This window comes from Taklimakanibacter lacteus, assembly GCA_003576695.1.
Taxonomy (GTDB): Bacteria; Pseudomonadota; Alphaproteobacteria; order Rhizobiales; family Aestuariivirgaceae; genus Taklimakanibacter; species Taklimakanibacter lacteus.
On sequence record QOZQ01000005.1, the window covers coordinates 387,051 to 411,504 of the forward strand.

The window sequence follows — 24,454 nt, forward strand, 5'->3', positions numbered from 1 at the left end:
CCGCGGTCATGCCGGATACACGTTGAACGCATCGGGCGGCAGGATCAGGCTGATGCGCGAGCCGACCGAAAGTTTGAGGTCATGAACCGTCCGCGCCGGCACCTCGGCGCTGATCTTTTGCGATGGACAAGATAACGGCGCAAGGGTCAGAAGACACTTGCCTCCAAGGAATTCGATCCAGTCCACTTGAGCGTCGAGGACATTGCCGGACTTGCGGCGCCGGTCTTTCTCCGCCGGGCGGGCGATCTCGACCGCCTCCGGCCTGATCGCGATGACGGCCTTGCCGCGCAGCGGCGTCCTGATGCCCGACCGGTCGATGGTGAGCTCATGGCCGACGAAATTGAAGCGGTTCTCACCGATGATCGCGACGTCCAGGAAATTCATGCTGCCGACGAAGCCCGCGACGAAGGGTGTCGCCGGCCGGGAGTAGATTTCGGCGGGCGGCCCCTCCTGGACGATGCGCCCCTCATTCATCACCACGATCTGGTCCGCCATGGTCAGAGCTTCTTCCTGATCGTGGGTGACCATGATCGAGGTGATGCCGAGCGACTGTTGCAGGCGGCGGATCTCGCTGCGCAGTGTGCGGCGCACCTTGGCATCGAGCGCCGACAGCGGCTCGTCGAGCAGCAGCACATGCGGCTTTGGCGCCAGTGCCCGCGCCAGCGCCACACGTTGCTGCTGTCCGCCCGAGAGCATGTGGGGATATTTGCTGCGCTGGTTCTCGACGTCGACCATCGCCAGGAGCTCTCTCACCCGGGCGTCGATGTCGGCGGCGGGCCAACGCCGGCATCTGGGTCCGTAGGCGACATTCTCTTCGACCGTCAGGTTCGGAAACAGGGAGTAGCTTTGGAACACCATGCCGAAATTGCGCTCACGCTCGGGGACGCCGGCCAGACTCTTTCCTCTGAACAGCAAGCTGCCGCTGTCCGCGGTCTCAAGTCCCGCAATCAGTCTGAGAAGCGTGGTCTTGCCGCAGCCCGACGGCCCCAGGAAACAGATGAGCGTGGATGCCGGAACATCCAGTTCGACCGAGTCGACGGCAACGACTTGCCCGAATGTCTTGGTGACGGCGCGCAGCGATATATCCATGGTGACCTTTCGCGAGAGCGGAAAATGTCAAGGCGGCCGCCCCCGCTCGCACGATCCTCCTGCCGCAGTATGAGCGCGCCCCCAGCCGGGAAGCAACCGGGTGGCCGGGAGGACTGCGGCGCCCGACGATGTCAGCGAGCGGCCAAGGCGGGCCGCGACAGGATCGCTACCGCCGTTCAGCGCTCGATTTCAGCCTGCCACTGCTTGAGAATCCGATCCTTGTTGGAGGCGGACCAGGCAAAGTCCATGTTGAACAGGACCTTGGTCACATCCGCCGGCATGCCGGCATCGCGGGCAATCTGGGCCTGCTCGCCGCCGGGCACGGAATTCATTTCAGCACGCTCGCCGTAAAGCTTGGCGGCGGCGGGCGTCAGCAGCCAGGACAGGAACTTCTTGGCGTCTTCCTTGTTCTGGGACGTCTTCATCAGCCCGCTGGTTTCGACTTCGTAGCCCGCCCCTTCCTTGGGAATGACCATGGCGATCGGAAAGCCTTCATTGATCTGCTTGACGGCCGCAAATGCAAAGGAGGTGCCTATGACATATTCGCCAGCGCTTGCCATCCGGCAGGGCTTGGAGCCGGATTTGATGTATTGAGCGACATTCTGGTCAAGCTGCTTGAGGAATTTCCAGCCCGCCTCTTCGCCTTTCATCTGCAGAAGACTGGAAACCTGGAGATAGCCGGTTCCCGAGCTGGCTGCGTTGGGCATGACGATCTCACCCTTGTAGACCGGGTTGAGCAGGTCTTCCCATGATGACGGGATGGGCAGCTTCTTGGCCTCTGCCATCGTCTTGTTGACGCAGAATGCCGCGAAATAGCCGGTGGTTGCGAACCAGCGGCCTTCAGGATCGCGAAAATGCGTGTCAACCTTGTCGATTCCCTGCGGTGAGTAAGCTTCGAGCATTTCCAGGATGCGCGGATCGACCATGTTGGTCACCGCCCAGCCCCAGATGACATCGTGCTGCGGATTGCTCTTCTCGGCCAGAATACGGGCGCCGAGATCGCCGGTCGACAGCCGCAGCAGATGGACGTTGATGTCCGGATGATCCTTGTTGAACGCCTCGATATAGATCTTGGCGTCATCCTCCTCGAGCGATGTGTAAGCCGTTACGTCACCCGCTTGCGCGGCGACTGCCAAGGTTGCCAGGAGCGAAAGCGACAGAAGCGATGTGCGAATGAATTTGGTGTCCATAGCGCGTCCTCACGATCTGATTGTCATTCGACCTCAAGAGAGATTACCAAACGGCAGGATCAATCCATATGTTTAGGTTGTCAATAAATTTGTTTGACCTGCAACATATATGGGTGGTATTTCGCCAAATTCCCTTTGCGATTACCACATATGCCGTTCTGATCAGGCAACCACCACTCGGACACCGCGGCGGCTACAGACTGAAGGACCCCGCGCTCCCAAAGTGGCGAGGCGCGCCAAGCTTCCCGCTTCCGGAACAAGACTGAGAACCCAGCCCAAAGCGGGTTCGACCATCTGCTGACGCGCCCGCCTCGGATCCGCCGATCATGTGATCGTCGCCCGGTATTTCCTCCGCCTCAAGCTCTCTGAGAATCGAGTGCCGCTGAACTGCGGCTGGCAACTAGTATCGAGACATCACCCAAGTCTCGAAGTCCGGTACATGCAATCGCGCGAAGGTTCGACCGACTAAATCCCTGGCACACATTCACCTTCACGCAAAGCACTGTCCCCTACTGCACACGTTGCGCACGCGACTTCTAACTAATTGATTTCTTTGAAATACCCCGCATCCATCAATGGATAGCCTTACGCCCGCCCAAAGCGCTCGTCGAAGGAATAGCCCATGCCGCGCACGGTGCGGATCGGGTCGATCTCGCGGCCGCGCTTGAGGCATTTGCGCAGGCGGCCGACATGCACATCGACGGTGCGCTCATCGACATAGATGTCGCGGCCCCAGACGGCATCGAGAAGCTGCGAGCGGCTGTAGACCCGGCCCGGGCTCTGCATGAGATATTCGAGCAGGCGGAATTCGGTGGGCGACAGAGTGATGTCGCGGGTGGCGCGGGTGACGCGCCTGGTGCGCCGGTCGAGCGCGATATCGCCGGCCTTGAGCCGCTCGGCAATGGCATCGGGATTGACGCGGCGCAGGATCGTCTTGATGCGCGCCAGAAGCTCCGGCACCGAGAAGGGCTTGACGATATAGTCGTCGGCGCCCGTCGCCAGGCCGCGGACGCGCTCATTCTCCTCGCCGCGGGCGGTCAGCATGATGACCGGGATGTCGCGGGTCTCGGGGCGCGAGCGCAGCAGGCGGCAGACCTCGATGCCCGATATGCCGGGCAGCATCCAGTCGAGGACGATGAGGTCGGGGCGCTCTTCATTGACCAGATGGGCGACGTCCTCGCCATTGGCGGTGGCGCGCACCCGGAAGCCCTCCGCCTGCAGATTGTAGGTCAGGAGGATCTGGATCGGTTCTTCGTCTTCGACGATGAGGATGGAAGCTGTCATCAGCGCTCATTCAATGAATCAAAAGCCGTCACACTGGTCGTATCCCGCTTCGGGCGCTCCTCGCGCAGGGTGTGACCATGCACGAGGTAGTAGATGTTCTCGGCGATGTTGGTGGCATGATCGCCGATGCGCTCGAAGTTCTTGGCCCCGAAGAGCAGATGGGTGCAGGGACCGATCATGCGCGGATCCTCCATCATATAGGTGAGGAGCTCGCGGAAGATCGAGTTGTAGAGGGCATCCAGCTCGCCGTCATTGCGCCACACATCGAGCGCCTTGGCGTCATCGGTCGTCGTATAGGCATCGAGAACATCCTTCAGCTCCTCGAGGGAGAGCCTGCCCATGCGCGTCAGGCCGGCGGCGAGCTTGCGCGGCAGCTGCTCGTTGATGGCATGGGTGCGCTTGGCGATGTTCTTGGCAAGGTCGCCGATGCGCTCGAGGTCGGAGGCGACGCGGATCGCCACCATGATCTCGCGCAGGTCGCGCGCCATGGGCTGGCGCTTGGCAATGGTGAGGATGGCACGCTCCTCGAGCTGCAGCTCGAGGGCGTCTATCTTCTCGTCCTGGGCGATCACCACATCGGCGAGCTTGGTATCGCGTTTCGACAACGCTTCGATCGCCTTGGCGAGATGATCCTCGGCGAGCCCGCCCATCTGGGCGAGCATCGTCTTGAGGTTGGCGAGGTCCTCGTCATAGGCCTTGACGATATGATCCGACATAGTCCTGATCTCCAAAGTCTCAGCCGAAGCGGCCGGTAATGTAGTCCTGGGTGCGCTTGTCCTTGGGCGAGGTGAAGATGTCGTCGGTATCGCCGACCTCCACCAGGTTGCCGAGATGGAAAAACGCGGTCAGCTGCGAAACCCGCGCCGCCTGCTGCATCGAATGGGTGACGATGACGATGCAGAAGTTCTGGCGCAACTCGTCGATGAGCTCCTCGATGCGCGCGGTGGCGATCGGATCGAGCGCCGAGCACGGCTCGTCCATCAGGATCACCTGTGGATTGACGGCAATGGCGCGGGCGATGCACAGGCGCTGCTGCTGGCCGCCCGACAGCCCGGTGCCCGGATGATCGAGACGGTCCTTCACTTCCTCGAACAGGCCCGCCTTCTTCAGGCTGGTGACGACGACCTCCTCGAGATCGGTCTTGTTCCTGGCGAGGCCATGGATCTTCGGGCCATAGGCGACATTCTCATAGATCGACTTGGGAAACGGATTGGGCTTCTGGAACACCATGCCGATGCGGGCGCGCAGCTGCACCACGTCGAGATTCTTGTCGTAGATGTCGCGGTTGTCGATCTCGATCCTGCCGGTGACCCGGCAGGACGGAATGGTGTCGTTCATGCGGTTGATCGAGCGCAGGAAGGTCGACTTGCCGCAGCCCGAGGGGCCGATGAAGGCCGAGACGGCGCTGTCGGGGATGTCGATGCTCAGATCCTTGATGGCGTGCTTCTCGCCGTAATAGACGTCGACATTGCGCGCCTTGATCTTGAGCGGCTTCTCGCGCGCGATGCGCGGGGCATTCTCGGCGACCGGGGTTTTTATCATGGCATCCATTTCAGCGGACCCTTTCATACTTACCAGCGGCGCTCGAAGCGCTTGCGCAACAGAATCGCGGCCGCATTCATGACGAACAGAAAGACGAGAAGGACGATGATGGCCCCCGCCGTCTTGGACTGGAAGGCGATCTCGGGCAGGTCGGACCACAGATAGATCTGGATCGGCAGCACGGCCGCCGCATCGGTGAAGCCCGCCGGGACATCGACGATGAAGGCCACCATGCCGATCATCAGCAAAGGCGCCGTCTCGCCCAGCGCATGCGCCATGCCGATGATGGTGCCGGTCATGATGCCGGGCATGGCCAGCGGCAGCACGTGATGGAAGATCGCCTGCTGGTGCGAGGCGCCGACGCCGAGCGCCGCTTCCTTGATCGAGGGCGGCACGGCGCGGAGCGCCGCGCGCGCCGCGATGATGATGGTCGGCAGGACGAGCAGCGCCAGGACCAGGCCGCCGACGAGAGGCGCCGAGCGCGGCAGGCCGAAGAAATTGAGGAACATCGCGAGGCCAAGAAGGCCGAAGACGATCGAGGGGACCGCCGCCAGGTTGTTGATGTTCACCTCGATGAGCTGGGTCAGGCGGTTCTTGGGCGCGAATTCCTCCAGATAGATCGCCGCGGCGACGCCGATCGGCAGGCAGAGGAACAAGGTGACGAGCAGCGTCAGGATGGAGCCCATGAGGGCGCCCCTGATACCGGCAAGCTCCGGCTCGCGCGAGTCGCCGGAAGAGAAGAAGCGCCAGGCGATGCCATTCTCGGCCACGCCCTGCTCCTTCAGCTGCTCGAGCCACAGGGCTTCCTGATCGTCGATGCGCCGGCTGCTTTCAGGCACCGTGAAGCGGACGATGTCCCAGGCGCCCGAGGCAACCGGATCGAGCGATTTGGGAGCGGTGACCGTCTCAGCCGGGATTTCCTTGTCTGTCTCAACCGGGCCCGAGATTCTCAATGCGCCCCCATTCGCCCTTACGATGTCGCCGATCTTGAAGCCGACGGACTCTGGCGAGACGACTGACAGAGTGTAGTTCTCGCCATTCTGCTTGATGGTCAGGCCGTCGATCGGCTTGATGCGCTCGACCCCGGTCTGGCGGCCCTTCATATACTGATCGGCATCGTCGGAGAGCAGCACCGGCACCTTGGCGTCCTGGCCGATGAGGCCCGGATTGCCCATCACCATTTTGCGGAAATCATCGGCGGCGCCCGAGCTCAGCAGGCCCAGCAGCTTCTTGCGGTCGGCGCGCGAGGTTACTTCCGGAAAAAGTGCTCGGAAGGAGTCGCGGACCGGCGTGTCGAAATCGCCGGTGCGAATGACCTTGGGGTCCTTGCTGTTCTGCGGGTCGATCGCCGCCTGGTCGACCTTGACGGAGAGATCGATGCGGCTCTCGAAGAAGGCCGGCAGGCCCCTGGCCAGGATGTCGGCGAAGAGCAGCACCAGGAAGATGGCGGTCACCGCGATGGCGGCGATGCCGTAGAGCTTGAAGCGGCGCTCGGCGCGGTAGCGCTTGGCGACCAGCGCATCATTGTCGCTGAAGCGGCGGGGGGCGGCGATCGCGGTATCAGTCATATTGTTCCCGGTATCTTTGCACGATCTTGAGCGCGATATAGTTGAGGGCAAGCGTGAAGAAGAACAGGACGAGGCCGAGAGCGAAAGCGGAGAGCGTCTTGGCCGAGTCGAATTCCTGATCGCCGACCAGCAAGGTCTTGATCTGCACGGTGACGGTGGTGACCGCCGCCAGCGGGTTGAAGGTGAGGTTGGCGGCCAATCCGGCGGCCATCACCACGATCATCGTCTCGCCGACGGCACGCGAGATCGCCAGCATGAAGGCCGAGACGATGCCGGGCAGCGCCGCCGGGAGAACCACCTTCTTGATGGTCTCGGACCTGGTGGCGCCCATGGCGTAGGATCCGTCGCGCAAGGACTGCGGCACGGCATTGATGACATCGTCCGACAGCGACGACACGAAGGGAATGATCATCATGCCCATCACCAGACCGGCGGCGAGCGCGGATTCGGAAGCCACGTCCAGCCCCAGGGATTCCCCCCAGCCGCGAATGAGCGGCGCCACGGTCAAGGCGGCGAAGAAGCCCAGCACCACGGTCGGGATGCCGGCCAGGATCTCGAGGATCGGCTTGACTACGGCACGGATCCTCGGCGTCGCATATTCGGCCATGTAGATGGCCGAGAACAGGCCCAGGGGGCCGGCCACGAGCATGGCGATGAGGGTTATCAGCAGCGTGCCCGCGATGAGCGGCACGATGCCGAAGGCGCCGGAGGAGCCGACCTGGTCGGCCCGCAGGGCGGTCTGCGGCGACCATTGCAGCCCGAACAGGAAGTCGATCGGCGATACCTTGCTGAAGAAATGCATGGCCTCGAACACCACCGACAGCACGATGCCGATGGTGGTGAGGACGGCGACGGCGGAACAAGCCAGCAGCACATATTTGACGAAACGCTCGAACTGGTTGCGGGCCCGCAATTCAGGCGTGATGCGCCTGAGGCCCCAGAAGACGACAGCGAGGCCGGCGAGCGCGCCGAGGCCGTTCAATCCCCAATAAACGAGGCTGGAAGCCGAGGTGAAGGCCGCGGCGGCCGACTTCAGCGTCTCGCCGGGCTCGCCCTGATAGAGGCCGGCCACCAGATTCTGCACGTCGCGCAAGGCGGCGTCGCGCTGCAGCGGCTCGGCGATGGCCGAAGGATCGAAAGCGCCGAGCGTCTGGCTCACAATATAATGCGACCCCAGGGGGGCGCCGATCATGTAGATCGCCATCATCGCGGTCAGAACCGCGGCGGCAATGAAGAGACCGTGATAGGCGGGAAGCGAATGGAGCGAATTGCCGGCGCCGCTCATGAGGCGGGAGCGCTGGCTTCCCAGGAAGAAGCCGACGAGCACCAGAACGGCGAGAATTGCGAAATAAGTCCCCGACATGACGCGCCCTTGATCCTTGTTACGTCCGCCGTCTCATGATCCGTGCGGCGTTTCGAGCTGTCCCGGCCGGACCATCATGATCCGACCGGGATGAAGAGGTGCGAGACGGCCGGTACATCCGCGGACCGCCTCTTGCGCGCTTCCCGGCGAAGTGGCTCCACTTCGCCACGAGGGAAACGCGCCAGTCTATTCTGAGCAAATCCTCGTCGCCAAAGTCCGAACTTTGGCGGGACTTGCTCCGGCAGCCAGCCTACATCAGCTGGTCGCCCTTGATCGTTTCCATGCCTTCGGCGGCAGCCTTGGTCTTCTTCGCTTCGTCGCCGGGCAGGGTCACCAGGCCCTTGGCGGCGAGATAGCCGTCTTCGCCCATCGCCTTGTCGGAGACATATTCCTTCACGAACTCGACCATGCCGGGGATCGTGCCGACATGCTGCTTCTTCGCATAGATGAAGAGCGGACGGGCGACCTTGTATTCGCCGCTGGCGATCGTCTCATAGGTCGGCGCGCCGCCGTCGATCGAAGCACCCTTGATCTTGTTCTGGTTCTCCTCGAGGAAGGAGTAGCCGAAGATGCCGACCGCCTTCGGATTGGCCTCGAGCTTCTGAACGATGAGATTGTCGTTCTCGCCGGCGTCGATATAGGCGCCGTCCTCGCGGATCGACTTCCACACCGTGTCGAAAGCCTTGGCGTCCGACTTCTTGAGGGCCTTGAGCGAGTCGATCGTCAAGGCGCCCTGCTCCATCACGAGCTCGACGAACGAGTCACGCGTGCCGGAGGTCGGCGGCGGACCCAGCACCTCGATCTTCTCGTCCGGGAGCGACGCATCGACGTCCTTCCAGGTCTTGTAGGGATTGGCGACGAGCTTGCCGTCCTTGTCCGGCACTTCCTTCGCAAGAGCGAGGAACAGCTGCTGCTTGGTGAAGATGAGATCCGGGCCCGTCTTGGAGTTGGCGACGGTCAGGCCGTCGAAGCCGACCTTGATCTCGACGATATCGGTGACGCCATGCTTGGCGCAGTCCTCGAACTCGCTCTTCTTGATCTGGCGCGAGGCGTTGGTGAAATCGGGCTGGTCGGCGCCGATGCCGGCGCAGAACAGCTTCATGCCGCCGCCGGTGCCGGTCGATTCGACGACCGGGGTCTTCATGCCCGAGGTCTTGCCGAACTGCTCGGCGACCGCGGTGGTGAAGGGATAGACCGTCGATGAGCCGACGATGCGGATCTGGTCACGGGCTTGCGCGATGCCAGCCGTCAGGGCCAGAAGGCTTGCAGCCAAAAGTAAGCGTTTCATTCCTTGTCTCCTCTGTATGACGCCTGACTTCCATTAGGCATCCGGCATGAGCGTTATGTGACATCCACGCTACAGGAATATGACAAGTCAACCTGCTGAAATTGCTGCCATTATTTCGATTCTGCAGATACGGCGGGGACCCGAATCGTGAAGCTGCTGCCGACGCCCAGTTCCGACTGGATGCGCAGTTTGGCGCGGTGGCGGTTGAGGATGTGCTTGACGATGGCAAGGCCAAGGCCGGTGCCGCCGCGCGAGCGGCTCTCCTGGGCGCTGATGCGGTAGAAGCGCTCGGTCAGGCGCGGCAGATGCTCCTCGGCGATCCCCGGTCCATGATCGCGCACCGTGAGCTCGCATTCCTCGCCGATCCGCTTGCCCGTCACCTCGATCAGCTTGCCGCCTGCGGCATATTTGATGGCATTCTCGACCAGGTTCTGCACGACCTGCACCAATTCATCCCAATCACCCTGAACGATCAACGGCTCCGCGCCCTCGATCCTGATCTCGACATCCGCATCCTTGGCGAGGCCCGACAAAGTATCGCGCACATGGAGCGCGATCTGACGGAGATCGGCGGTGCCGGTCGGGCGCTCATGGGCATTCATCTCGATGCGGCTGAGCGACAGGAGATCATCGATCAGCCGCTTCATGCGCTCGGCCTGGGTCTGCATCAGAACCAGGAAACGCTCGCGCGAAACCTCGTCTTTCCTGGCCGCGCCCTGCAAGGTCTCGATGAAGCCCAGGAGCGAGGCCAGGGGCGTGCGCAGTTCGTGGCTCGCATGCGCCACGAAATCCGCGCGCATGCGCTCGGTCTGCTGCTCGCGCGTCAGGTCCTTGAGCAAAATGAGCACCGACACGCCGGGCTCGAAGGCGGCCACGGCCGCGACATAGGCTTCGAAATGGCGCGGCAAGGGAACATGCTGCTCATAGTCGACGCGCCTGGTGCCGCCATGCGCCAGCACCGCCTGCATCGCCTCCAATATCTGGGGTGCCCTGATGGCGGAAGACAGATGCTGGCCTTCGGGATCCATGTTCAGGAGATCGCGCGCCTTGCCGTTGGCGCTCTTCACCACGCCATGATCGTCAAGCAGCATGACGGGATCGGGCAGAGCGCCGATCAGCGCCGTCAACGCATCCTGAGCGAAAGTCCGGTCACGCAGCTCCCCGGCAGCGGCAGCAGCCCCGTCGGTCTTTTTCCAAGGCCAGATCATCTGTTCACAGCAAAGCGGGTCAAAGCCCGCACAGTCCGCTTTGCTTATGACAAATTCCTGACGAATGAGAAAGGCCGTAGCGAAATGAGATGCAGGCCGCCATCCTATGCCCGGCGGAACCGTCCCCTGCGCAGCATCAGCTTCAGGTCCCGCAGGATGTGGTCGCCAAGCGACAACGCTTCCCCGAGCTGAACCAAGGCGGAATTGGCCCTGCCTGCATCGGTCACATTCCCGCCGAGCCCGCCCAGCAGCGCGTGGAACTGAGCGACCTCGCGTGCCGTCGAACACCCCAGAAGATCGAGCGTCGAGGCATTCGCCTCAAAGATCGCCGCTCTCGGGATTGAGAACATGAAAGCCTTGGATCCGGAGAGCTCCGATCGCCTTCCGCGAGCCGCCTTGCGCAGTCTCGCTTCCCATCCGTCGATCTCGATGAGCCGCAGGATTCCGGCGATCTCGCCGGCAAGGGCGAAGGCCAGTGCGCGGCGGCGCGTCCGCCGCGAAAATACCAGCACTCCCCCGGCGAGGAGGCCGAAAAGCAACCCTCCCGCAAACGAACCGGCAATCAAAAGGACGAGGGCCATACGACCCACCTTTTCACGTCCCCACTGGATTGGACGCACCTGCATGGTACCACCGACCAGCTTGAATGGAGAGACCTTAAGTTGACGCGCGGCGGAAGAGGTTTTAGAGAAGTTCCACATCCCAAGGGGATGGAGTCCCCCATAACCGCCCGTCAAAGGCTGATGACTCCTACTGCGTGAAGGAATTCGCGGGTAGGATCGAGATCGCCCTGTCCGCGGGTGGCCGCATGGCCCACCTTCACATCAATACCGATGGCGATCCTCAGGACCGCAAAGGACAAAGGTGAGGCAACGTGTTTCGGACCTACATTCTCATCATGATCGGCAGCGCATTGGGCGGAGCCGGCCGCTATTGGTGCTCGGGATTCATCGCGCAGCATTTCGGCGAAACCTTCCCGTGGGGGACGATCATCGTCAATGTCGCGGGCTCGTTCGTCATCGGCTTTGTCGCAACCCTGACCGGACCCGACGGGCGCATATTCGCCGGCACGGACACCCGCCAGTTCATCATGGTCGGCCTGTGCGGCGGCTACACGACCTTTTCATCCTTCAGCCTGCAGACATTGAATCTGATGCGGGACGGCGATTGGCTGCGCGCGACGGGGAATGTCGGAATTTCGGTTATCCTGTGCATGCTCGCGGTTTGGCTGGGCCACATCGCAGCGGCAAGCGTCAATCACCTGAAAGGAGCCTGAGCCGTGCAAATACCGCGTGATGCCGTCCTGCTCCGCATCTTCATCGGCGAGAACGACAAATACGATCACAGGCCGCTTTATGAGGCGATCGTCCTCAAGGCGCGCGAGCTGCATCTGGCGGGGGCGACCGTGCTGCGCGGCCCCATGGGCTTCGGCCATTCGAGCCGCTTGCACACCGCCAAGATCCTGCGGCTGTCCGAGGACCTGCCGCTCATCGTGGAGATCGTCGACAGCGAAGAGAAGATCAACGAGCTGCTCACGGCCCTCAACGGCATGATGCAGAGCGGCCTGATCACCCTCGAAAAGGTCCAGGTTCTGCAATATGGCCTGCCGTCGGCCCAGCCTTAGTCTCCGGCTGGGCCGCTTCATCGGATATGCCGCCCGGGATCATCACACGACGGTGACGGTGGCGCCCAGCTTCACATGGCGGAAGAGCTCGGCAACATCGGCATTGAGCATGCGGATGCAGCCCGACGACGCGGCCTTGCCGATCGAGGACGGCTCGTTGGTGCCGTGAATGCGGTAGATGGTGCTGCCCAGATAGATGGCGCGGGCGCCGAGCGGATTTTCGGGGCCACCCGCCATATGGACCGGCAGGTCGGGACGGCGCTTGCGCATCGTCGCCGGCGGGCGCCAGTCGGGCCACTTCACCTTGGCGGAGACCTGGTTGGTGCCCCGCCATTCGAAGCCGCGCTTGGCCGTCGCGACGCGGTACTTCACCGCCTTGCCATTGCCGAGGATATAATAGAGCGCCTTGTCCCTGGTCACGATCACGATCGAGCCGGGCTTCTGACGCGTCTGGAAATCGACGATCTGGCCGCGCTTGAATTGCGGCGACCGGGTTTCGCTCTGGGCCGGGGGCACCAGCACAACGCCTTCGAACTTGGCCGCCGAGGCCTTGCCGGCTGTCGCAGCGGAAAGGCCCATCACCAGGGCGGCGGCAATCATGAAAGCGCGGGAAGAAACGGGAAGGGCAGTCACGGATAGTCTCCTCTCAATCAGTGAAGGGGGAAACTACAGAGAAGGGACTGAACTCGCCCTGAAACCCATGTTCATCCGCCGTTTATGATTTTTGACAGCGGACGGTCCGCCCTTTATCTCCATTTCCCGACGCCCGCCCTTACAGGATCTCCGCCCATGCAGACCGTCACCACCTTCCCGCGCCAGGTGAAGGAAATCGAGAATATCTGGATCCCCTTGTCCGACGGCGTGAGGCTCGCGGCGCGGCTATGGCTGCCGGAAGACGCCGAGGCGAAGCCGGTGCCGGCGATCCTCGAATACCTGCCCTATCGCAAGCGCGACGGCACCATCGTGCGCGACGCCCTCACCCATCCTTATTTCGCCGGCCACGGCTATGCCTCGATCCGCGTCGACATGCGCGGCAATGGCGACAGCGAAGGCCTGCTCTTCGATGAATATACCAAGCAGGAGCAGGATGACGCGCTCGAAGTGATCCATTGGCTCACCCAGCAGCCCTGGTGCTCAGGCTCGGTCGGGATGATCGGCATCTCCTGGGGCGGCTTCAACGGGTTGCAGGTGGCGGCGCGCAAGCCGCCGGCGCTCAAGGCGATCGTCACCTTGTGCTCGACCGATGACCGCTATCAGGACGACATCCATTATAAAGGCGGCTGCAACATCAACGAGCATATGGCCTGGGCCGCCACCATGTTCGCCTATTCCTCCCGCCCGCCGGATCCCGAGATCGTCGGCGATGCGTGGAAGAAGATGTGGATGGACCGGCTCGAGAACCAGCCGATGCTGATCGTGCCCTGGCTCCAGCATCCGCATCGCGATGAGTACTGGAAGCATGCAAGCGTCTGTGAGGATTTCGGCGCCATCGAAGCCGCCTGCCTCGTCGTCGGCGGCTGGAACGATGCCTATTCCAATGCCATACCGCGCCTGATGACGGGCTTGCGCTCGAGCTGCAAGGCGATCATCGGTCCGTGGATCCATAAATATCCGCATTTCTCGATGGTAGGGCCGCGCGTCGGCTTCCTGCAGGAAGCCCTGCGCTGGTGGGACTTCTGGCTCAAGGGCGAGCCGACCGGGGTCATGCTCGATGCGCCCTATCGCGTCTATGTTATGGATGCGATCAAGCCGACCAACGGACCCGACGAATGGCCGGGCCGGTGGATCTCGGAGCAGGTGTGGAATGCCGGCAATACCGAGATCAAGCACTGGCATCTCAATGAGGACGGGATCGGCGGCGCTGCCGGGCCGGAAGTGCCGCTCACCGTCTCCTCGCCCCAGGATATCGGCCTCGATGGTGGCGATTACTGCATCATGTTCAACGGCTCGGGCTTTCCGGGCAACCAGGTGCGGGACGATGCGGGCTCGCTCACTTTCGATTCCCCCGCCCTCGTCACCGACATGGACATCGTCGGCCAGCCGGCGATCGAGCTCGACTTCAGCGTCGACAGGCCGGTCGCCTTCGTGGCGATACGCCTCAATGATGTATGGCCCACGGGCGAGGTCACGCGCATCACCTGGCAGTTGCAGAATCTCTGCCAGCATGAGAGCCGGGAAAATCCTTCCGCGCTCGAGCCCCACAAGCGCTACCGGATGAAGATCGCGCTCGACGACATCGCCTGGCGCATCCCCAAGGGCCACAAGCTGCGCGTCGCGATCTCGACCACCTACTGGCCGCTGATGTGGCCGGCGCCGGAGCCGGTCAGGCTCACAGTCCATGCCGGCGCCTCGCGCGTGCTGATGCCGATCAGGCGCCAGATCGCCGGCGAGGCCGCGCCGAGCTTCAAGCCGCCGGAAGGGGCCGAGCCCGTCAAGCTGAAAGAGCTCGCGGCGCCGCAAGCCAGCCGCCATGTCACGATGGACGAGAAGACGGCTGAGACGGTCATCGTGGAGAAGGACGACAATGGCCGCTTCGAGATCGACCCGCATGGGCTGATCATCCGGTCCGCCACCGAGAAGACCTATCGCATCAGGCCGGATGACCCGCTGTCGGCCCGGATGGAAACCCACTGGACCGAGGAATTGCAGCGTGGCCAATGGCAGACACGGATCGAGACCTATACGCGCCACGAGGCGACGAAGACGCAGTGGATCATCTGGGGCCTCATCGAGGCCTTCGAGGGCAGCGAGCAGGTATTCCGGCGCGAGTGGAACGAGACGGTCGAGCGCAAGCTGAATTGAGGGCTTAATCCCCTCAGGGCCATCGCATATGAATTCCTGGACCAGGTGAGCCCTCGCCAAGCTTTTCCCCTCGCCCGTTGCGAAGCAATGGGAGAGGGTGCCCGATAGGGCGGGTGAGGGCCCTTAAGCTGGCGTGCTGCAGATCGTTGCGATAGCCTTTCGTCATGGCTCTCACCGAAGAAAAGCGCCTTGAACAGGCCCGCCGATTGCGCCGCAGCCAGACGCCAGCAGAGGCGCGCCTGTGGTCAGGCTTGCGTGGTCGCCGTCTCCAGAACCACAAATTCCATCGCCAATACCCGATCGGACCGTTCACAGTCGATTTTCTGTGCCGTGATGCCCGCCTTGTGGTCGAATTGGATGGCGCGACACATTCGGAGGACCATGAAATCGCCTATGATACCAGGCGGACGGCGTATCTACGATCGCAAGGATACAGAGTTCTTCGTATCCTGAATGACGATGTCTATCATCGCTTCAACGATGTGATGGACATGATCCTGCTGGCTCTGGCTGGTGAGTTTCGAGAAGAGAAGTAAGAGCCCTCACCCGCCCTTCGGGCACCCTCTCCCATTGCTTCGCAACGGGCGAGGGGAAAAACTTGGCGAGGGCTCGCCTGGTCCAGGAATCCATATGCTTTTCCCCTATCCTTGCGGGGGAGAGGGAGGGACCCAATGCGCAGCGTTGGGAGGGTGCGGGGGAACGGACCGTTGTTGGAAAAGGGAATGTGCGTTTTCCATCCCAACATAGCTCTCCCGACCCTGGCGCGCTTGTCTTTCGCCGGCGCGGCACTTATCAAGCGTGATCCGCGGAGATTGCCCCATGCCTGACCTGTCCAGCTTCATTGCTTTCGGCCTGCTCGCGCTCGGCATGGTGCTCACCCCCGGCCCCAATATGATCTATCTCGTGTCGCGCTCGATCAGCCAGGGACGCCAGGCCGGGCTCATCTCGCTGGCGGGCGTGGCGCTCGGTTTCGCCTTCTATCTGCCTTGTGCTGCGCTCGGCATCACCGCCCTGCTGATGGCGGTGCCCTATGCCTATGACGCGCTGCGCTGCGGCGGCGCGCTCTATCTGCTCTATCTTGCCTGGCAGGCCGTCAGGCCCGGCGGCCACTCGCCCTTCCACGTGAAGGCGCTGCCCAAGGACAGCCCGCGCAAGCTTTTCGCCATGGGCTTCCTCACCAATCTGCTGAACCCCAAGATCGCGGTCATGTATCTGTCGCTGCTGCCGCAATTCATAGCCCCCGACCATGGCAGCGTATTCGCCCAGTCGCTGTTGCTCGGCCTCACCCAGATCATGATCAGCATCACGGTCAATTCGATGATCGTCTTCACGGCGGGCTCGATCGCGGTGTTCCTGGCGGGACGGCCCTTGTGGATCTCCATCCAGCGCTGGCTGATGGGAACGGTGCTCGCCGCCCTTGCGCTGCGCATGGCGACGGAAGCCCGGCGGTGAACGTCGAAAGCACTATCCGCATCGCCGCGGCCATCATCTTCGACAAGGCAGGACAGGTTCTCGTCGTGCGCAAGCGCGGCTCGCCCGTCTTCATGCAGCCGGGCGGCAAGATCGAGCCCGGCGAGACGCCGGCGGCGGCGCTCGCCCGCGAATTGCGCGAGGAGATCGGTCTCGTGGTCGAGCGCGACACGCCCCTTTATCTCGGCAGGTTCACCGCCCAGGCCGCCCATGAGAATGGCCGCCTGGTCGAGGCCGAGACTTTCGAGGTCGCGCTCGCCGGCCAGGTCGCCGCGGCTTCCGAGATCGAGGAAATCACCTGGGTCGATCCCTTTGGTCCATTGGATCTGCCACTTGCCATACTGAGCCGCGATCACATGATGCCGCTCGCCCGCAGCCGGAGACAAAAATGAAGACAGTCCTGATCACCGGCGGCAGCCGCGGCATCGGCCGCGAGACCGCGCTCCTGTGCGGCAAGCGCGGCTGGTCGGTCGCCATCAACTATGCCGGAAACACCGACGCCGCCGAAGACACGGCGGAAGCGGTGCGCCGGGTGGGCGGCAAGGCCGTCACCATCAGGGGCGATGTGGCGGTCGAGGCCGATGTCATCGCCATGTTCGACAAAGCGGCGAAGGAGCTGGGCCCGCTCACGGGCGTCGTCGTCAATGCCGGCATCGTGGCCCCCTCGCAGCCGCTTGCCGAGATGAGCCTCGAGCGGCTGGAGCGCATCTTCGATGTCAATGTGCTCGGCGCCTATCTGTGCGCGCGCGAATGCGCCCGCCGCCTGCCGCTGGACCGTGGCGGCCAGGGCGGCGCCGTGGTGCTCGTCTCCTCCGTCGCCTCGCGGCTCGGCTCGCCCTTCGAATATGTCGACTATGCCGGATCGAAAGGCGCCATCGACACGCTGACCATCGGGCTCGCCAAGGAGCTTGCCAGGCAAGGCGTGCGCGTGAACGCGGTCAGGCCCGGCCTCACCGAGACGGAGATCCATGCCAGCGGTGGAGAGCCCGACCGCGCCTGGCGCCTCGGCGCCACGACACCCATGGGGCGGCCGGGACGGGCGGAGGAAATCGCCGAGGCGATCCTCTGGCTATTGAGCGATGAGGCCTCCTATGCGGCCGGCGCCATTCTCGATGTGTCGGGTGGGAGATAAAGCGGATCGCGACAGTGCTACCGGCCTGCCTCATCCACTTATCAACGATTACTCATGGCACTTAGCGCGTGATCAGGAAAAGTGGGTTCCGGTTTTCCGTCCGATCACGCGCCAAGCCTAAGATTCCGATCACGTTTATCAGGTCAGATCGACTCGATCTGACCTGATCGTGATCTAGGTGCCGGTATTTCTTCGTCAGTTCCCCAGGTGTTTAGCCACGCACATATTTCCGGGCCGGTCACGTGACGGCCGTCCTCCTGGTAGGAGACCCATGAGGACATGGCCTCCTGCTTAAAGCTCTCACGGTTACATTTGAGCGATTTCGGCATCGGAGGCTCCAAAATCAAAAATATCGCTTTGATATAGAGCCTCTCGCCGCTTTGTCGATGCCGCTCGATCAGCCGATCGATACCTTGCGGTGGCGGCGGTCCTGCAGCGGCTGGTAGGCGAGCCTCGCGTGATATTCGCAGTAAGGCGAGCCGTCGCGCGGCTTGTGCCCGCAGAAGCAGAAATCCTCAGCCCCCGGATCGCCGATCGGCCATTTGCAGGTCTTGTCGGAGAGATGGAGGATGGTCACCCTCCCATCCTTCGGCAGATCGACCAGCCGCAAGGGTTGCGGTTCCGGAACCGGCAGGGCCCGCGGCTGCGTCTCGGCGCGCAAGGTCGGCTTGAGCGCCGTAGCACCCGTGGTGGGCAGATGGATGGAGGGTGTCGTGCGCCCGGGATGGCCCGGATGGCTCGGTTCCCGGGTGCGGCGCGGACGCGGCACGGAGCTTCTGGGCTGCGGCGCGCGGCCGGAGAGATTGAGCCGGTGCACCTTGCCGATGACGGCGTTGCGCGTGACGCCATTGCCGAGCCGCCCCGCAATCTGGCTGGCGCTCAGCCCCTCGGTCCACAGCCTCTTCAAGAGATCCACCCTCTCATCCGTCCAGGACATCTTATCGCCTCCGTGGCTGGCCCCAATCTCGCTATTCACGCTTAGAATCCCTCACCTTTCGCCGGACCCGCATGACCGGCGTGCATTGCCCAAAAACTGACCTGATGAACGCTACATCTCGTAGCTTGATGGCCTAACCATACTATATACCGTGACTCGCCATCAAGAATCCGGCGCCGACTTTAAGAGGTTTTCCCCAACTTCTAGGGATTTCCCCTTTCAAGCGCCCCAGCGCCGTGCGGTTAACGAAAGGCTAACAGGCACCGGAATCCGGGGTCCATGCGGCGGTTTGACTCAGGTGCGGGGTTGCGCACAGGCTTGTCGTGAATCAGCCCCCATGCCAGCGCGATTGACCCTCAGGGAGGGAACACATATAAGCAAGTCAATCTCGGGCGCCGCCATTCGTGGCGGCATTTTCGTTTGGGCTACACGATGATCACGCCAGTGCTGCCGACCTATAAGCGCGCACCCCTCGCCTTCGACCATGGCAAGGGCATGCGCATCTATACGGCCGAGGGCAAGGAGTATCTCGATTTCGGCGCCGGCGTCGCCGTCACCAGCCTTGGCCATGCGCATCCGCATCTCGTCGAGGCCCTGGCCGAGCAGGCCCGCAAGCTCTGGCACACGTCCAATCTCTATGTGATCCCGGGCCAGGAGAAGCTCGCCAGAAGGCTCACCGAGGCGACCTTCGCCGATACCGTCTTCTTCACCAATTCGGGCGCCGAAGCGCTCGAATGCACGATCAAGATGGCGCGCAAATATCATGCGGCGAAGGGCCATCCGGAGCGCTACCGCATCATCACCTTCGAGGGCGCCTTCCACGGCCGCACCCTGGCGACCATCGCCGCCGGCGGCCAGGCCAAATATATCGAGGGCTTCGGCCCCAAGGTCGACGGCTTTGACCAGGTTCCCTTCGGCGACGAGAAGGCCCTCAACGCAGCCATCACCGACGCGACGGCGGCAATCCTCATCGAGCCGATCCAGGGCGAAGGCGGCATGCGGCCGGTTCCGCCCAAGACGCTGAGGCGCCTGCGCGAGATCTGCGACGAGAACGGGCTACTGCTCCTTCTCGATGAAGTGCAGAGCGGCGTGGGGCGCACCGGCAAGCTCTTTGCCCATGAATGGGCCGGCATCACCCCCGACATCATGGCGATCGCCAAGGGCATTGGCGGCGGCTTTCCGGTCGGCGCCTGCCTTGCCACCGAAGAGGCTGCGCAAAGCATGACGGCCGGCACGCATGGCTCGACCTTCGGCGGCAACCCGCTTGCCATGGCGGTCGGCAATGCGGTGCTCGATGTGATGCTCGCTGACGGCTTCCTGGCGCGGGTGCGCGAGCGCGGCCTGAATCTCAAGCAGAAGCTCGCCCAGCTGAAGGACAGCCATCCCGACATCATCGAGGAAGTGCGCGGCGAGGGCCTGATGATGGGCCTCAAGACCAAGGTGCCGAACACCGATTTCGTGGCCGCCGCCCTCGACCAGCAGCTCCTCACCATCGGGGCGGGCGACAATGTGGTGCGCCTGCTGCCGCCGCTCATCGTCTCTGACGACGATCTCTCCGAGGCGGTGACCAAGCTCGACCGCACCTGCCAGTCCTTCAAGTCCAAGGCTTGAGATTCCGATCATGGCTGGCGACGTTCGTCATTTCCTCGATATTTCCGATTTCAGCAAGGCCGAGCTGCGGCAGGTCCTCGATCGCTCGCAGGCGATGAAGGCGGCGCGCAAGGGCCAGCCCAAGGGGATGGTCGATCAAGGCGCCCCGCTCAAGGGCCGGGCGCTGGCGATGATCTTCCAGCAGCCCTCGACCCGCACGCGGGTGTCGTTCGAAGTGGCGATGCGCCAGCTCGGCGGCGAGGTGCTGGTCATCTCGGCCAATGACATGCAGCTCGGCCGTGGCGAGACCATCGCCGACACGGCGCGGGTGCTGTCGCGCTATGTCGATGCCATCATGATCCGCGCCAAGCGGCACGATCATCTGATGGAGCTCGCCGAGCATGCGACGATCCCGGTGATCAACGGGCTCACCAACAAGTCGCATCCCTGCCAGGTCATGGCCGATGTCATGACCTTCGAGGAGCATCGCGGCCAGGTCGACAAGCATGCGATCGCCTGGGTGGGCGACGGCAACAATGTCGCGACCTCGTGGATCCATGCGATGACCAGGCTCGGCGGCGAATTGCGGCTCGGCTGTCCCAGTGAGCTGCCGCCCGACGCCCAGGCGGTGGACTGGGCCAGGGCGCATGGCGGCAAGGTCAAGGTCACGACCTCGGCCGAGGAAGCGGTGAAGGACGCCGCCTGCGTCATCGCCGATGTCTGGGTCTCGATGCACGACACCGACGCCGCGGCGCGTCACAATATGCTGAAGCCCTATCAGGTGAACCAGACGCTGATGCGCCAGGCGAGGCCCGATGCGCTGTTCATGCATTGCCTGCCCGCCCATCGCGGCGAAGAGGTCACCGCGGAGGTCATGGACGGCCCGCAATCGGTGGTATTTGACGAAGCCGAGAACCGTCTCCATATCCAGAAGAGCATTCTTCTCCGGTGCCTCGGCGCGGAATGACGCCACAAAACATTGCTAGCTTGCGGGCAAGCCTTTCTTGCCGTTGCGTAAACACGTGAACATCATGACCAGCCTGCCCGACAACACCGTTATGCCTTTCGAGATCAAGCCCCTGGGCGTGCGCGGGCGCATCGTGCGCCTAGGCACCGTGGTCGACGACATCCTGCACAAGCATGATTATCCGGCCCCCGTCTCGGCGCTCCTGGCGGAAGCCGTGGCGCTGACCGCCATGCTCGGCGCCTCGCTCAAATTCGACGGCAAGTTCATCCTGCAGACCAACAGCGACGGGCCGGTCGATCTCCTGGTCGCCGATTTCTCATCGCCCGCCGGAATCCGCGGCTATGCGCGCTTCGACCACGGCATGGTGACGAAGCTGGCGCAACCGACGCCGCAGGCCCTTCTCGGCAAGGGCCATCTCGCCATGACGATCGACCAGGGCCAGGGGATGGAGCGCTATCAGGGCATCGTGGCGCTGGGCGGGGTGACGCTGACCGAGGCGGCGCTCGGCTATTTCCAGCAGTCGGAGCAGATCCCGACACGGCTCAGGCTCGCGGCCGGAGCGCTGGCGCAGAGAGGAGCGCGGCCGGAAGCCTGGCGCGCCGGGGCCATCATGGTGCAGCATCTGCCGCGCGACGGCGGCATCAGCCCACAGCCTTTCCATTCAGGCGATGCGCCTGAGGGCCATGAGGACAAGGTCGTCGAGGACGACCACTGGGTGAAGGCCCGGCTGCTGCTCGACACGGTCGAGGACCACGAACTGCTCGATCCGATGCTGACGCCGGAGGAGCTGCTCTACCGGCTCTATCATGAGGATGGCGTGACGGTCTATCCGGCGGTGACGCTTGCCCGCCATTGCACCTGCTCGCGCGACAAGATCAGCGATCTGCTCAAGAGCTTCTCGGACGACGACCGCCAGGCCATGAAGACCAACGGCATCATCGATGTGACCTGTGAATTCTGCTCTACGCACTACCAGTTCGCGCCGGAGGAAGTGGAGCCGGCGGCGCAGGCGACGTGACGCCGCGGGCGCGATCGATCGTGTCATAGTCGACCACCGTCTTGCCGATGGGAAGCAGCGAGGCGACGGCGAGCTTCAGATGCTGGAGCGCGAAGGGAATGCCGATGATGGTGATGCCGAGCGCCACGGCGGCGGTGATGTGCCAGACGGCAAGCCACCAGCCGCACAGCACGAACCAGACGATATTGCCGATGAGGCCGAGCGTGCCGGTGCCGAGGTCATCCCGGCCGGTCAGGTCCTTGCGCGAGATCACATCGCGCCCGAAGGGCCAGAAGGAAAACATCGCCAGCGTGAAGCAGGAGCGCACGAAGGGGATGCCGATGATGGAGAGCGCCATCAGCACGGTCGCCAGCAGCCAGCCGAGGCCGGAGAAGAACCCGCCCAGGATGAACCACAGGATATTCAGCAACAGGGTCATGCCTGCCTCACCTTCGTAAAACCGGCCAAGATATGGGGAGGGAATGGGGCGGGTGCAATGATTTTGCATGCCCCCGCTCTCAACCTCCCCTTCGCATAAAGAAAAAACCTCCGTCATCCCGGCGAAAGCCGGGACCCATTAAATTCTTTCCACCAGGCAACAGCCGCCCGGATTGCGCTTATTCAGGGGGTCCCGGCTTTCGCCGGGATGACGGACTTAAAATGCAAGAGTGGGGCGAGGGTATCAAACGCAATGCCCTATCAGCTTCTTCATGAAGGTCTCGCATTTCTCCATCTCGGAGATGGCGATGAACTCATCGGGCTTGTGCGCTTGCTCGATCGAGCCCGGGCCGCAGATGATCGAGGGAATGCCGATCTCCTGGAAGAGGCCGGCCTCGGTGCAATAGGACACGGCTTCGGTGCCGTTGGCTTCGGCGAGATGCAGCGCCAGATGCTCGGCCGGTGAATTCTCCTCGGGCTTCAGGCCCGGCACGACATTGGTGCGATCGGTCCTGATCCCCGTTTCCGCCGACACTTCCTTCATCGCGGGCTCGAGCGTCCTGGCGAAGCGGTTGAAGCGCTCGGGCACCTCGTCCGGATCGGCGCCCGGCAGAAGCCGCGTCTCCCATTTGAAGGCGCAGCGCCGGGGAATGATGTTCTTGGCCGTGCCGCCCTCGATGAGGCCGACATGCACGGTCGTGTAGGGCGGGCTGAAGCGGCCGGACGGGTCGCCGCGCTCGCGCATGTCGGCGGCGATGCGGCCGATCTCGGAAAGAAGCTCGCCCGCCACCAGGATGGCATTGACGCCCAGATGCGTGCAGCTCGAATGCGCCTCCAGCCCCGTCACGTCGGTGGCGAAAGTGTGGGCGCCCTTATGGGCGTTCACCACCTTCATCAGGGTCGGCTCGCCGACAATGACGGCTTTCGGCCGGGGCAGATGCTCCTTCATGTAGGCGACGAGCGGGCGCACGCCGATGCAGCCCACTTCCTCATCGCAGGAGAGCGCCAGATGGATGGGGGTTCTCAGCTTCGCCGCCTTGAAATCGGGCACCAGCGCCAGCGCGGTGGCGAGAAAGCCCTTCATGTCGCAGGTGCCGCGGCCATAAAGGAGCCCATCCTTCTCCGTCACGGCAAAGGGATCGGTGGACCAGTCCTGGCCGTCGACCGGAACCACGTCGGTATGGCCGGACAGCACGATGCCGCCCGCAATATCGGGGCCGATCGTGGCATAGAGATTGGTCTTCTTGCCGGCCTCGAAATCGACTCTCAGGCTCTTGATGCCCCAGTCGGCGAGATAGGCTTCGACGAAATCGATGAGCGGGAGATTGCCGTCGCGGCTCGTGGTGTCGAAAGCGACGAGGCGGGCCAGCATGTCGCGTGGCGTGAAGCGTGTTGCAGTCATGAGGGTCAGTTTATCGGCCGGTGGGATTGCGGGGAATCGAGTGAAAAGGCGGGAACGTCGACATCGAACATCTCGCCCCGGGTCGTCTCCATCTGATAGGTGCCGACCATGAAGCCGGACGGCGTCGATAAGGGGACGCCCGAGGTATATTCGAAGCTTTCGCCGGGCGCCAGGGTCGGCTGCTTGCCGACGACGCCGTCGCCGATCACTTCCTGCAGCTTGCCGCGGTCATCGGTGATCTTCCAGTGGCGCGAGCGCAAGGTCACGATCTCGATGCCGCGATTCTCGATGGTGATCGTATAGGCCCAGACAAAATGATCGTCATCGGGCCGCGACTGGCTTTGCAGATATTTCGGCCGCACGGTAACATGGATATTGCGCGTGACACTTTCATACATGGCGGCAGTTTAGGTGCGGATGCCCCAGATGGAAATGGATTTACGCGGGGTTTTTTGGCGCATCGGGTGGTCCGAAAACCGGTACCCACTTTTCGGCCCGATGCGCAAAGACGGGTTTTCCACTGCGACGAGATAAAGCTTGCCTAAGCCCGGCGAAGCCCCTCA

25 protein-coding genes, 1 pseudogene and 1 riboswitch are annotated in these 24,454 nt (G+C 63.0%); of the genes and pseudogenes, 10 read left to right on the top strand and 16 right to left on the bottom strand.

Features of this window, described 5'->3' with window-relative positions:
* Positions 1-6 precede the first annotated feature (6 nt).
* The 10 genes from DT068_RS12415 to DT068_RS12460 form a co-directional block, all read right to left on the bottom strand.
* A complete protein-coding gene (locus DT068_RS12415; protein WP_119390150.1) occupies positions 7-1,089 on the bottom strand; it encodes an ABC transporter ATP-binding protein in 1,083 nt (360 codons plus the stop codon).
* A gap of 176 nt (positions 1,090-1,265) precedes the next feature.
* On the bottom strand, positions 1,266-2,279 hold the full coding sequence (locus DT068_RS12420) for an ABC transporter substrate-binding protein (RefSeq protein ID WP_119390151.1): 1,014 nt from the start codon (positions 2,277-2,279) through the stop codon (positions 1,266-1,268).
* A 585-nt stretch (positions 2,280-2,864) separates the two neighbouring features.
* Entirely contained in the window at positions 2,865-3,563 is a 699-nt protein-coding gene (phoB, locus tag DT068_RS12425; RefSeq protein ID WP_119390152.1) for a phosphate regulon transcriptional regulator PhoB, read from the bottom strand.
* Positions 3,563-4,279, bottom strand: coding sequence for a phosphate signaling complex protein PhoU (gene phoU / locus DT068_RS12430; protein ID WP_119390153.1), 717 nt, complete (start codon positions 4,277-4,279; stop codon positions 3,563-3,565). The genes phoB and phoU overlap by 1 nt, the downstream gene beginning before the upstream one ends.
* A gap of 19 nt (positions 4,280-4,298) precedes the next feature.
* A complete protein-coding gene (gene pstB, locus DT068_RS12435) occupies positions 4,299-5,105 on the bottom strand; it encodes a phosphate ABC transporter ATP-binding protein PstB (RefSeq protein ID WP_119390266.1) in 807 nt (268 codons plus the stop codon).
* A gap of 29 nt (positions 5,106-5,134) precedes the next feature.
* The gene (gene pstA / locus DT068_RS12440; protein ID WP_119390154.1) at positions 5,135-6,673 is read right to left on the bottom strand and encodes a phosphate ABC transporter permease PstA; all 1,539 of its coding nucleotides are present in this window, start codon (positions 6,671-6,673) and stop codon (positions 5,135-5,137) included.
* A complete protein-coding gene (gene pstC, locus DT068_RS12445) occupies positions 6,666-8,036 on the bottom strand; it encodes a phosphate ABC transporter permease subunit PstC (RefSeq protein WP_119390155.1) in 1,371 nt (456 codons plus the stop codon). Before pstC ends, pstA begins: the two co-directional genes overlap by 8 nt.
* Before the next feature lie 250 nt (positions 8,037-8,286).
* Entirely contained in the window at positions 8,287-9,324 is a 1,038-nt protein-coding gene (locus DT068_RS12450) for a PstS family phosphate ABC transporter substrate-binding protein (RefSeq protein WP_119390156.1), read from the bottom strand.
* A gap of 110 nt (positions 9,325-9,434) precedes the next feature.
* Positions 9,435-10,532 carry an ATP-binding protein gene (locus DT068_RS12455; protein WP_119390157.1) on the bottom strand — a complete coding sequence of 366 codons (1,098 nt, stop codon included), beginning with the start codon at positions 10,530-10,532 and terminating at the stop codon, positions 9,435-9,437.
* Between the two features lie 104 nt (positions 10,533-10,636).
* Positions 10,637-11,113, bottom strand: coding sequence for a hypothetical protein (locus tag DT068_RS12460; protein WP_119390158.1), 477 nt, complete (start codon positions 11,111-11,113; stop codon positions 10,637-10,639).
* Positions 11,114-11,229: 116 nt separating this feature from the next.
* Positions 11,230-11,292, top strand: a riboswitch (Fluoride riboswitch).
* 114 nt (positions 11,293-11,406) lie between these two features.
* Here DT068_RS12460 and crcB point away from each other — a divergent pair.
* Both crcB and DT068_RS12470 read left to right on the top strand, forming a co-directional pair.
* Positions 11,407-11,808 (top strand): fluoride efflux transporter CrcB, encoded by a 402-nt coding sequence (gene crcB, locus DT068_RS12465; protein ID WP_368904693.1) that lies wholly within the window; start codon positions 11,407-11,409, stop codon positions 11,806-11,808.
* A gap of 3 nt (positions 11,809-11,811) precedes the next feature.
* Positions 11,812-12,156 (top strand): DUF190 domain-containing protein, encoded by a 345-nt coding sequence (locus tag DT068_RS12470; protein WP_119390159.1) that lies wholly within the window; start codon positions 11,812-11,814, stop codon positions 12,154-12,156.
* A gap of 42 nt (positions 12,157-12,198) precedes the next feature.
* On the opposite strand, the gene DT068_RS12475 is transcribed toward DT068_RS12470, so the two are convergent.
* Positions 12,199-12,789 (bottom strand): L,D-transpeptidase, encoded by a 591-nt coding sequence (locus tag DT068_RS12475; RefSeq protein ID WP_368904694.1) that lies wholly within the window; start codon positions 12,787-12,789, stop codon positions 12,199-12,201.
* Between the two features lie 156 nt (positions 12,790-12,945).
* On the opposite strand from DT068_RS12475, the gene DT068_RS12480 reads away from it, so the two are divergent.
* The 5 genes from DT068_RS12480 to DT068_RS12500 all read left to right on the top strand — a co-directional run bounded on the left by DT068_RS12480 (position 12,946) and on the right by DT068_RS12500 (position 17,560).
* Entirely contained in the window at positions 12,946-14,958 is a 2,013-nt protein-coding gene (locus DT068_RS12480) for a CocE/NonD family hydrolase (RefSeq protein WP_119390160.1), read from the top strand.
* A gap of 164 nt (positions 14,959-15,122) precedes the next feature.
* Positions 15,123-15,494 carry an endonuclease domain-containing protein gene (locus DT068_RS12485; protein WP_119390161.1) on the top strand — a complete coding sequence of 124 codons (372 nt, stop codon included), beginning with the start codon at positions 15,123-15,125 and terminating at the stop codon, positions 15,492-15,494.
* Between the two features lie 283 nt (positions 15,495-15,777).
* Positions 15,778-16,410, top strand: coding sequence for a LysE family translocator (locus tag DT068_RS12490; RefSeq protein ID WP_119390162.1), 633 nt, complete (start codon positions 15,778-15,780; stop codon positions 16,408-16,410).
* A complete protein-coding gene (locus tag DT068_RS12495; RefSeq protein ID WP_119390163.1) occupies positions 16,407-16,820 on the top strand; it encodes an NUDIX hydrolase in 414 nt (137 codons plus the stop codon). Before DT068_RS12490 ends, DT068_RS12495 begins: the two co-directional genes overlap by 4 nt.
* Positions 16,817-17,560: an SDR family oxidoreductase gene (locus tag DT068_RS12500; RefSeq protein ID WP_119390164.1), complete on the top strand. Its 744-nt coding sequence runs from the start codon at positions 16,817-16,819 to the stop codon at positions 17,558-17,560. Before DT068_RS12495 ends, DT068_RS12500 begins: the two co-directional genes overlap by 4 nt.
* A 143-nt stretch (positions 17,561-17,703) precedes the next feature.
* Here the strand turns inward: DT068_RS12500 and DT068_RS28505 are convergent, their stop codons facing one another.
* Positions 17,704-17,889 carry a hypothetical protein gene (locus DT068_RS28505; RefSeq protein WP_119390165.1) on the bottom strand — a complete coding sequence of 62 codons (186 nt, stop codon included), beginning with the start codon at positions 17,887-17,889 and terminating at the stop codon, positions 17,704-17,706.
* A 68-nt stretch (positions 17,890-17,957) separates the two neighbouring features.
* Positions 17,958-18,497 carry a GcrA family cell cycle regulator gene (locus DT068_RS12510; RefSeq protein WP_119390166.1) on the bottom strand — a complete coding sequence of 180 codons (540 nt, stop codon included), beginning with the start codon at positions 18,495-18,497 and terminating at the stop codon, positions 17,958-17,960.
* 432 nt (positions 18,498-18,929) lie between these two features.
* Here DT068_RS12510 and DT068_RS12515 point away from each other — a divergent pair, with 432 nt between their 5' ends.
* The 3 genes from DT068_RS12515 (at position 18,930) to DT068_RS12525 (ending at position 22,072) form a co-directional block, all read left to right on the top strand.
* Positions 18,930-20,108, top strand: a complete 1,179-nt coding sequence (locus tag DT068_RS12515) for an aspartate aminotransferase family protein (protein WP_119390269.1) — start codon at positions 18,930-18,932, stop codon at positions 20,106-20,108.
* 10 nt (positions 20,109-20,118) lie between these two features.
* Positions 20,119-21,054, top strand: coding sequence for an ornithine carbamoyltransferase (argF, locus tag DT068_RS12520; protein WP_119390167.1), 936 nt, complete (start codon positions 20,119-20,121; stop codon positions 21,052-21,054).
* A gap of 64 nt (positions 21,055-21,118) precedes the next feature.
* Positions 21,119-22,072 carry an Hsp33 family molecular chaperone gene (locus DT068_RS12525; RefSeq protein ID WP_119390270.1) on the top strand — a complete coding sequence of 318 codons (954 nt, stop codon included), beginning with the start codon at positions 21,119-21,121 and terminating at the stop codon, positions 22,070-22,072.
* Positions 22,073-22,076: 4 nt separating this feature from the next.
* Here the strand turns inward: DT068_RS12525 and DT068_RS12530 are convergent.
* From DT068_RS12530 to apaG, 3 genes and pseudogenes are all read right to left on the bottom strand, one after another.
* Positions 22,077-22,490: pseudogene (locus tag DT068_RS12530) on the bottom strand (YccF domain-containing protein); the annotation flags it as partial.
* Between the two features lie 243 nt (positions 22,491-22,733).
* The gene (argE, locus tag DT068_RS12535) at positions 22,734-23,891 is read right to left on the bottom strand and encodes an acetylornithine deacetylase (RefSeq protein ID WP_119390169.1); all 1,158 of its coding nucleotides are present in this window, start codon (positions 23,889-23,891) and stop codon (positions 22,734-22,736) included.
* Between the two features lie 5 nt (positions 23,892-23,896).
* Complete coding sequence (gene apaG, locus DT068_RS12540) at positions 23,897-24,289, bottom strand: Co2+/Mg2+ efflux facilitator ApaG/CorD (protein WP_119390170.1); 393 nt, start codon at positions 24,287-24,289, stop codon at positions 23,897-23,899.
* Between the last annotated feature and the right edge of the window lie 165 nt (positions 24,290-24,454).

Bases quoted from the DNA above. Each gene is read 5' to 3' on its own strand.
- DT068_RS12500 (WP_119390164.1), top strand. From the start codon at position 16,817: ATGAAGACAGTCCTGATCACCGGCGGCAGCCGCGGCATCGGCCGCGAG.
- DT068_RS12455 (WP_119390157.1), bottom strand. From the start codon at position 10,532: ATGATCTGGCCTTGGAAAAAGACCGACGGGGCTGCTGCCGCTGCCGGG.
- DT068_RS12485 (WP_119390161.1), top strand. From the start codon at position 15,123: ATGGCTCTCACCGAAGAAAAGCGCCTTGAACAGGCCCGCCGATTGCGC.
- pstA (WP_119390154.1), bottom strand. From the start codon at position 6,673: ATGACTGATACCGCGATCGCCGCCCCCCGCCGCTTCAGCGACAATGAT.
- DT068_RS12460 (WP_119390158.1), bottom strand. From the start codon at position 11,113: ATGGCCCTCGTCCTTTTGATTGCCGGTTCGTTTGCGGGAGGGTTGCTT.
- phoU (WP_119390153.1), bottom strand. From the start codon at position 4,279: ATGTCGGATCATATCGTCAAGGCCTATGACGAGGACCTCGCCAACCTC.
- DT068_RS12450 (WP_119390156.1), bottom strand. From the start codon at position 9,324: ATGAAACGCTTACTTTTGGCTGCAAGCCTTCTGGCCCTGACGGCTGGC.
- DT068_RS28505 (WP_119390165.1), bottom strand. From the start codon at position 17,889: ATGCCGAAATCGCTCAAATGTAACCGTGAGAGCTTTAAGCAGGAGGCC.
- pstC (WP_119390155.1), bottom strand. From the start codon at position 8,036: ATGTCGGGGACTTATTTCGCAATTCTCGCCGTTCTGGTGCTCGTCGGC.
- DT068_RS12415 (WP_119390150.1), bottom strand. From the start codon at position 1,089: ATGGATATATCGCTGCGCGCCGTCACCAAGACATTCGGGCAAGTCGTT.
- DT068_RS12525 (WP_119390270.1), top strand. From the start codon at position 21,119: ATGACCAGCCTGCCCGACAACACCGTTATGCCTTTCGAGATCAAGCCC.
- DT068_RS12490 (WP_119390162.1), top strand. From the start codon at position 15,778: ATGCCTGACCTGTCCAGCTTCATTGCTTTCGGCCTGCTCGCGCTCGGC.
- argE (WP_119390169.1), bottom strand. From the start codon at position 23,891: ATGACTGCAACACGCTTCACGCCACGCGACATGCTGGCCCGCCTCGTC.
- DT068_RS12420 (WP_119390151.1), bottom strand. From the start codon at position 2,279: ATGGACACCAAATTCATTCGCACATCGCTTCTGTCGCTTTCGCTCCTG.
- pstB (WP_119390266.1), bottom strand. From the start codon at position 5,105: ATGATAAAAACCCCGGTCGCCGAGAATGCCCCGCGCATCGCGCGCGAG.
- argF (WP_119390167.1), top strand. From the start codon at position 20,119: ATGGCTGGCGACGTTCGTCATTTCCTCGATATTTCCGATTTCAGCAAG.
- DT068_RS12515 (WP_119390269.1), top strand. From the start codon at position 18,930: ATGATCACGCCAGTGCTGCCGACCTATAAGCGCGCACCCCTCGCCTTC.
- apaG (WP_119390170.1), bottom strand. From the start codon at position 24,289: ATGTATGAAAGTGTCACGCGCAATATCCATGTTACCGTGCGGCCGAAA.
- DT068_RS12510 (WP_119390166.1), bottom strand. From the start codon at position 18,497: ATGTCCTGGACGGATGAGAGGGTGGATCTCTTGAAGAGGCTGTGGACC.
- DT068_RS12480 (WP_119390160.1), top strand. From the start codon at position 12,946: ATGCAGACCGTCACCACCTTCCCGCGCCAGGTGAAGGAAATCGAGAAT.
- phoB (WP_119390152.1), bottom strand. From the start codon at position 3,563: ATGACAGCTTCCATCCTCATCGTCGAAGACGAAGAACCGATCCAGATC.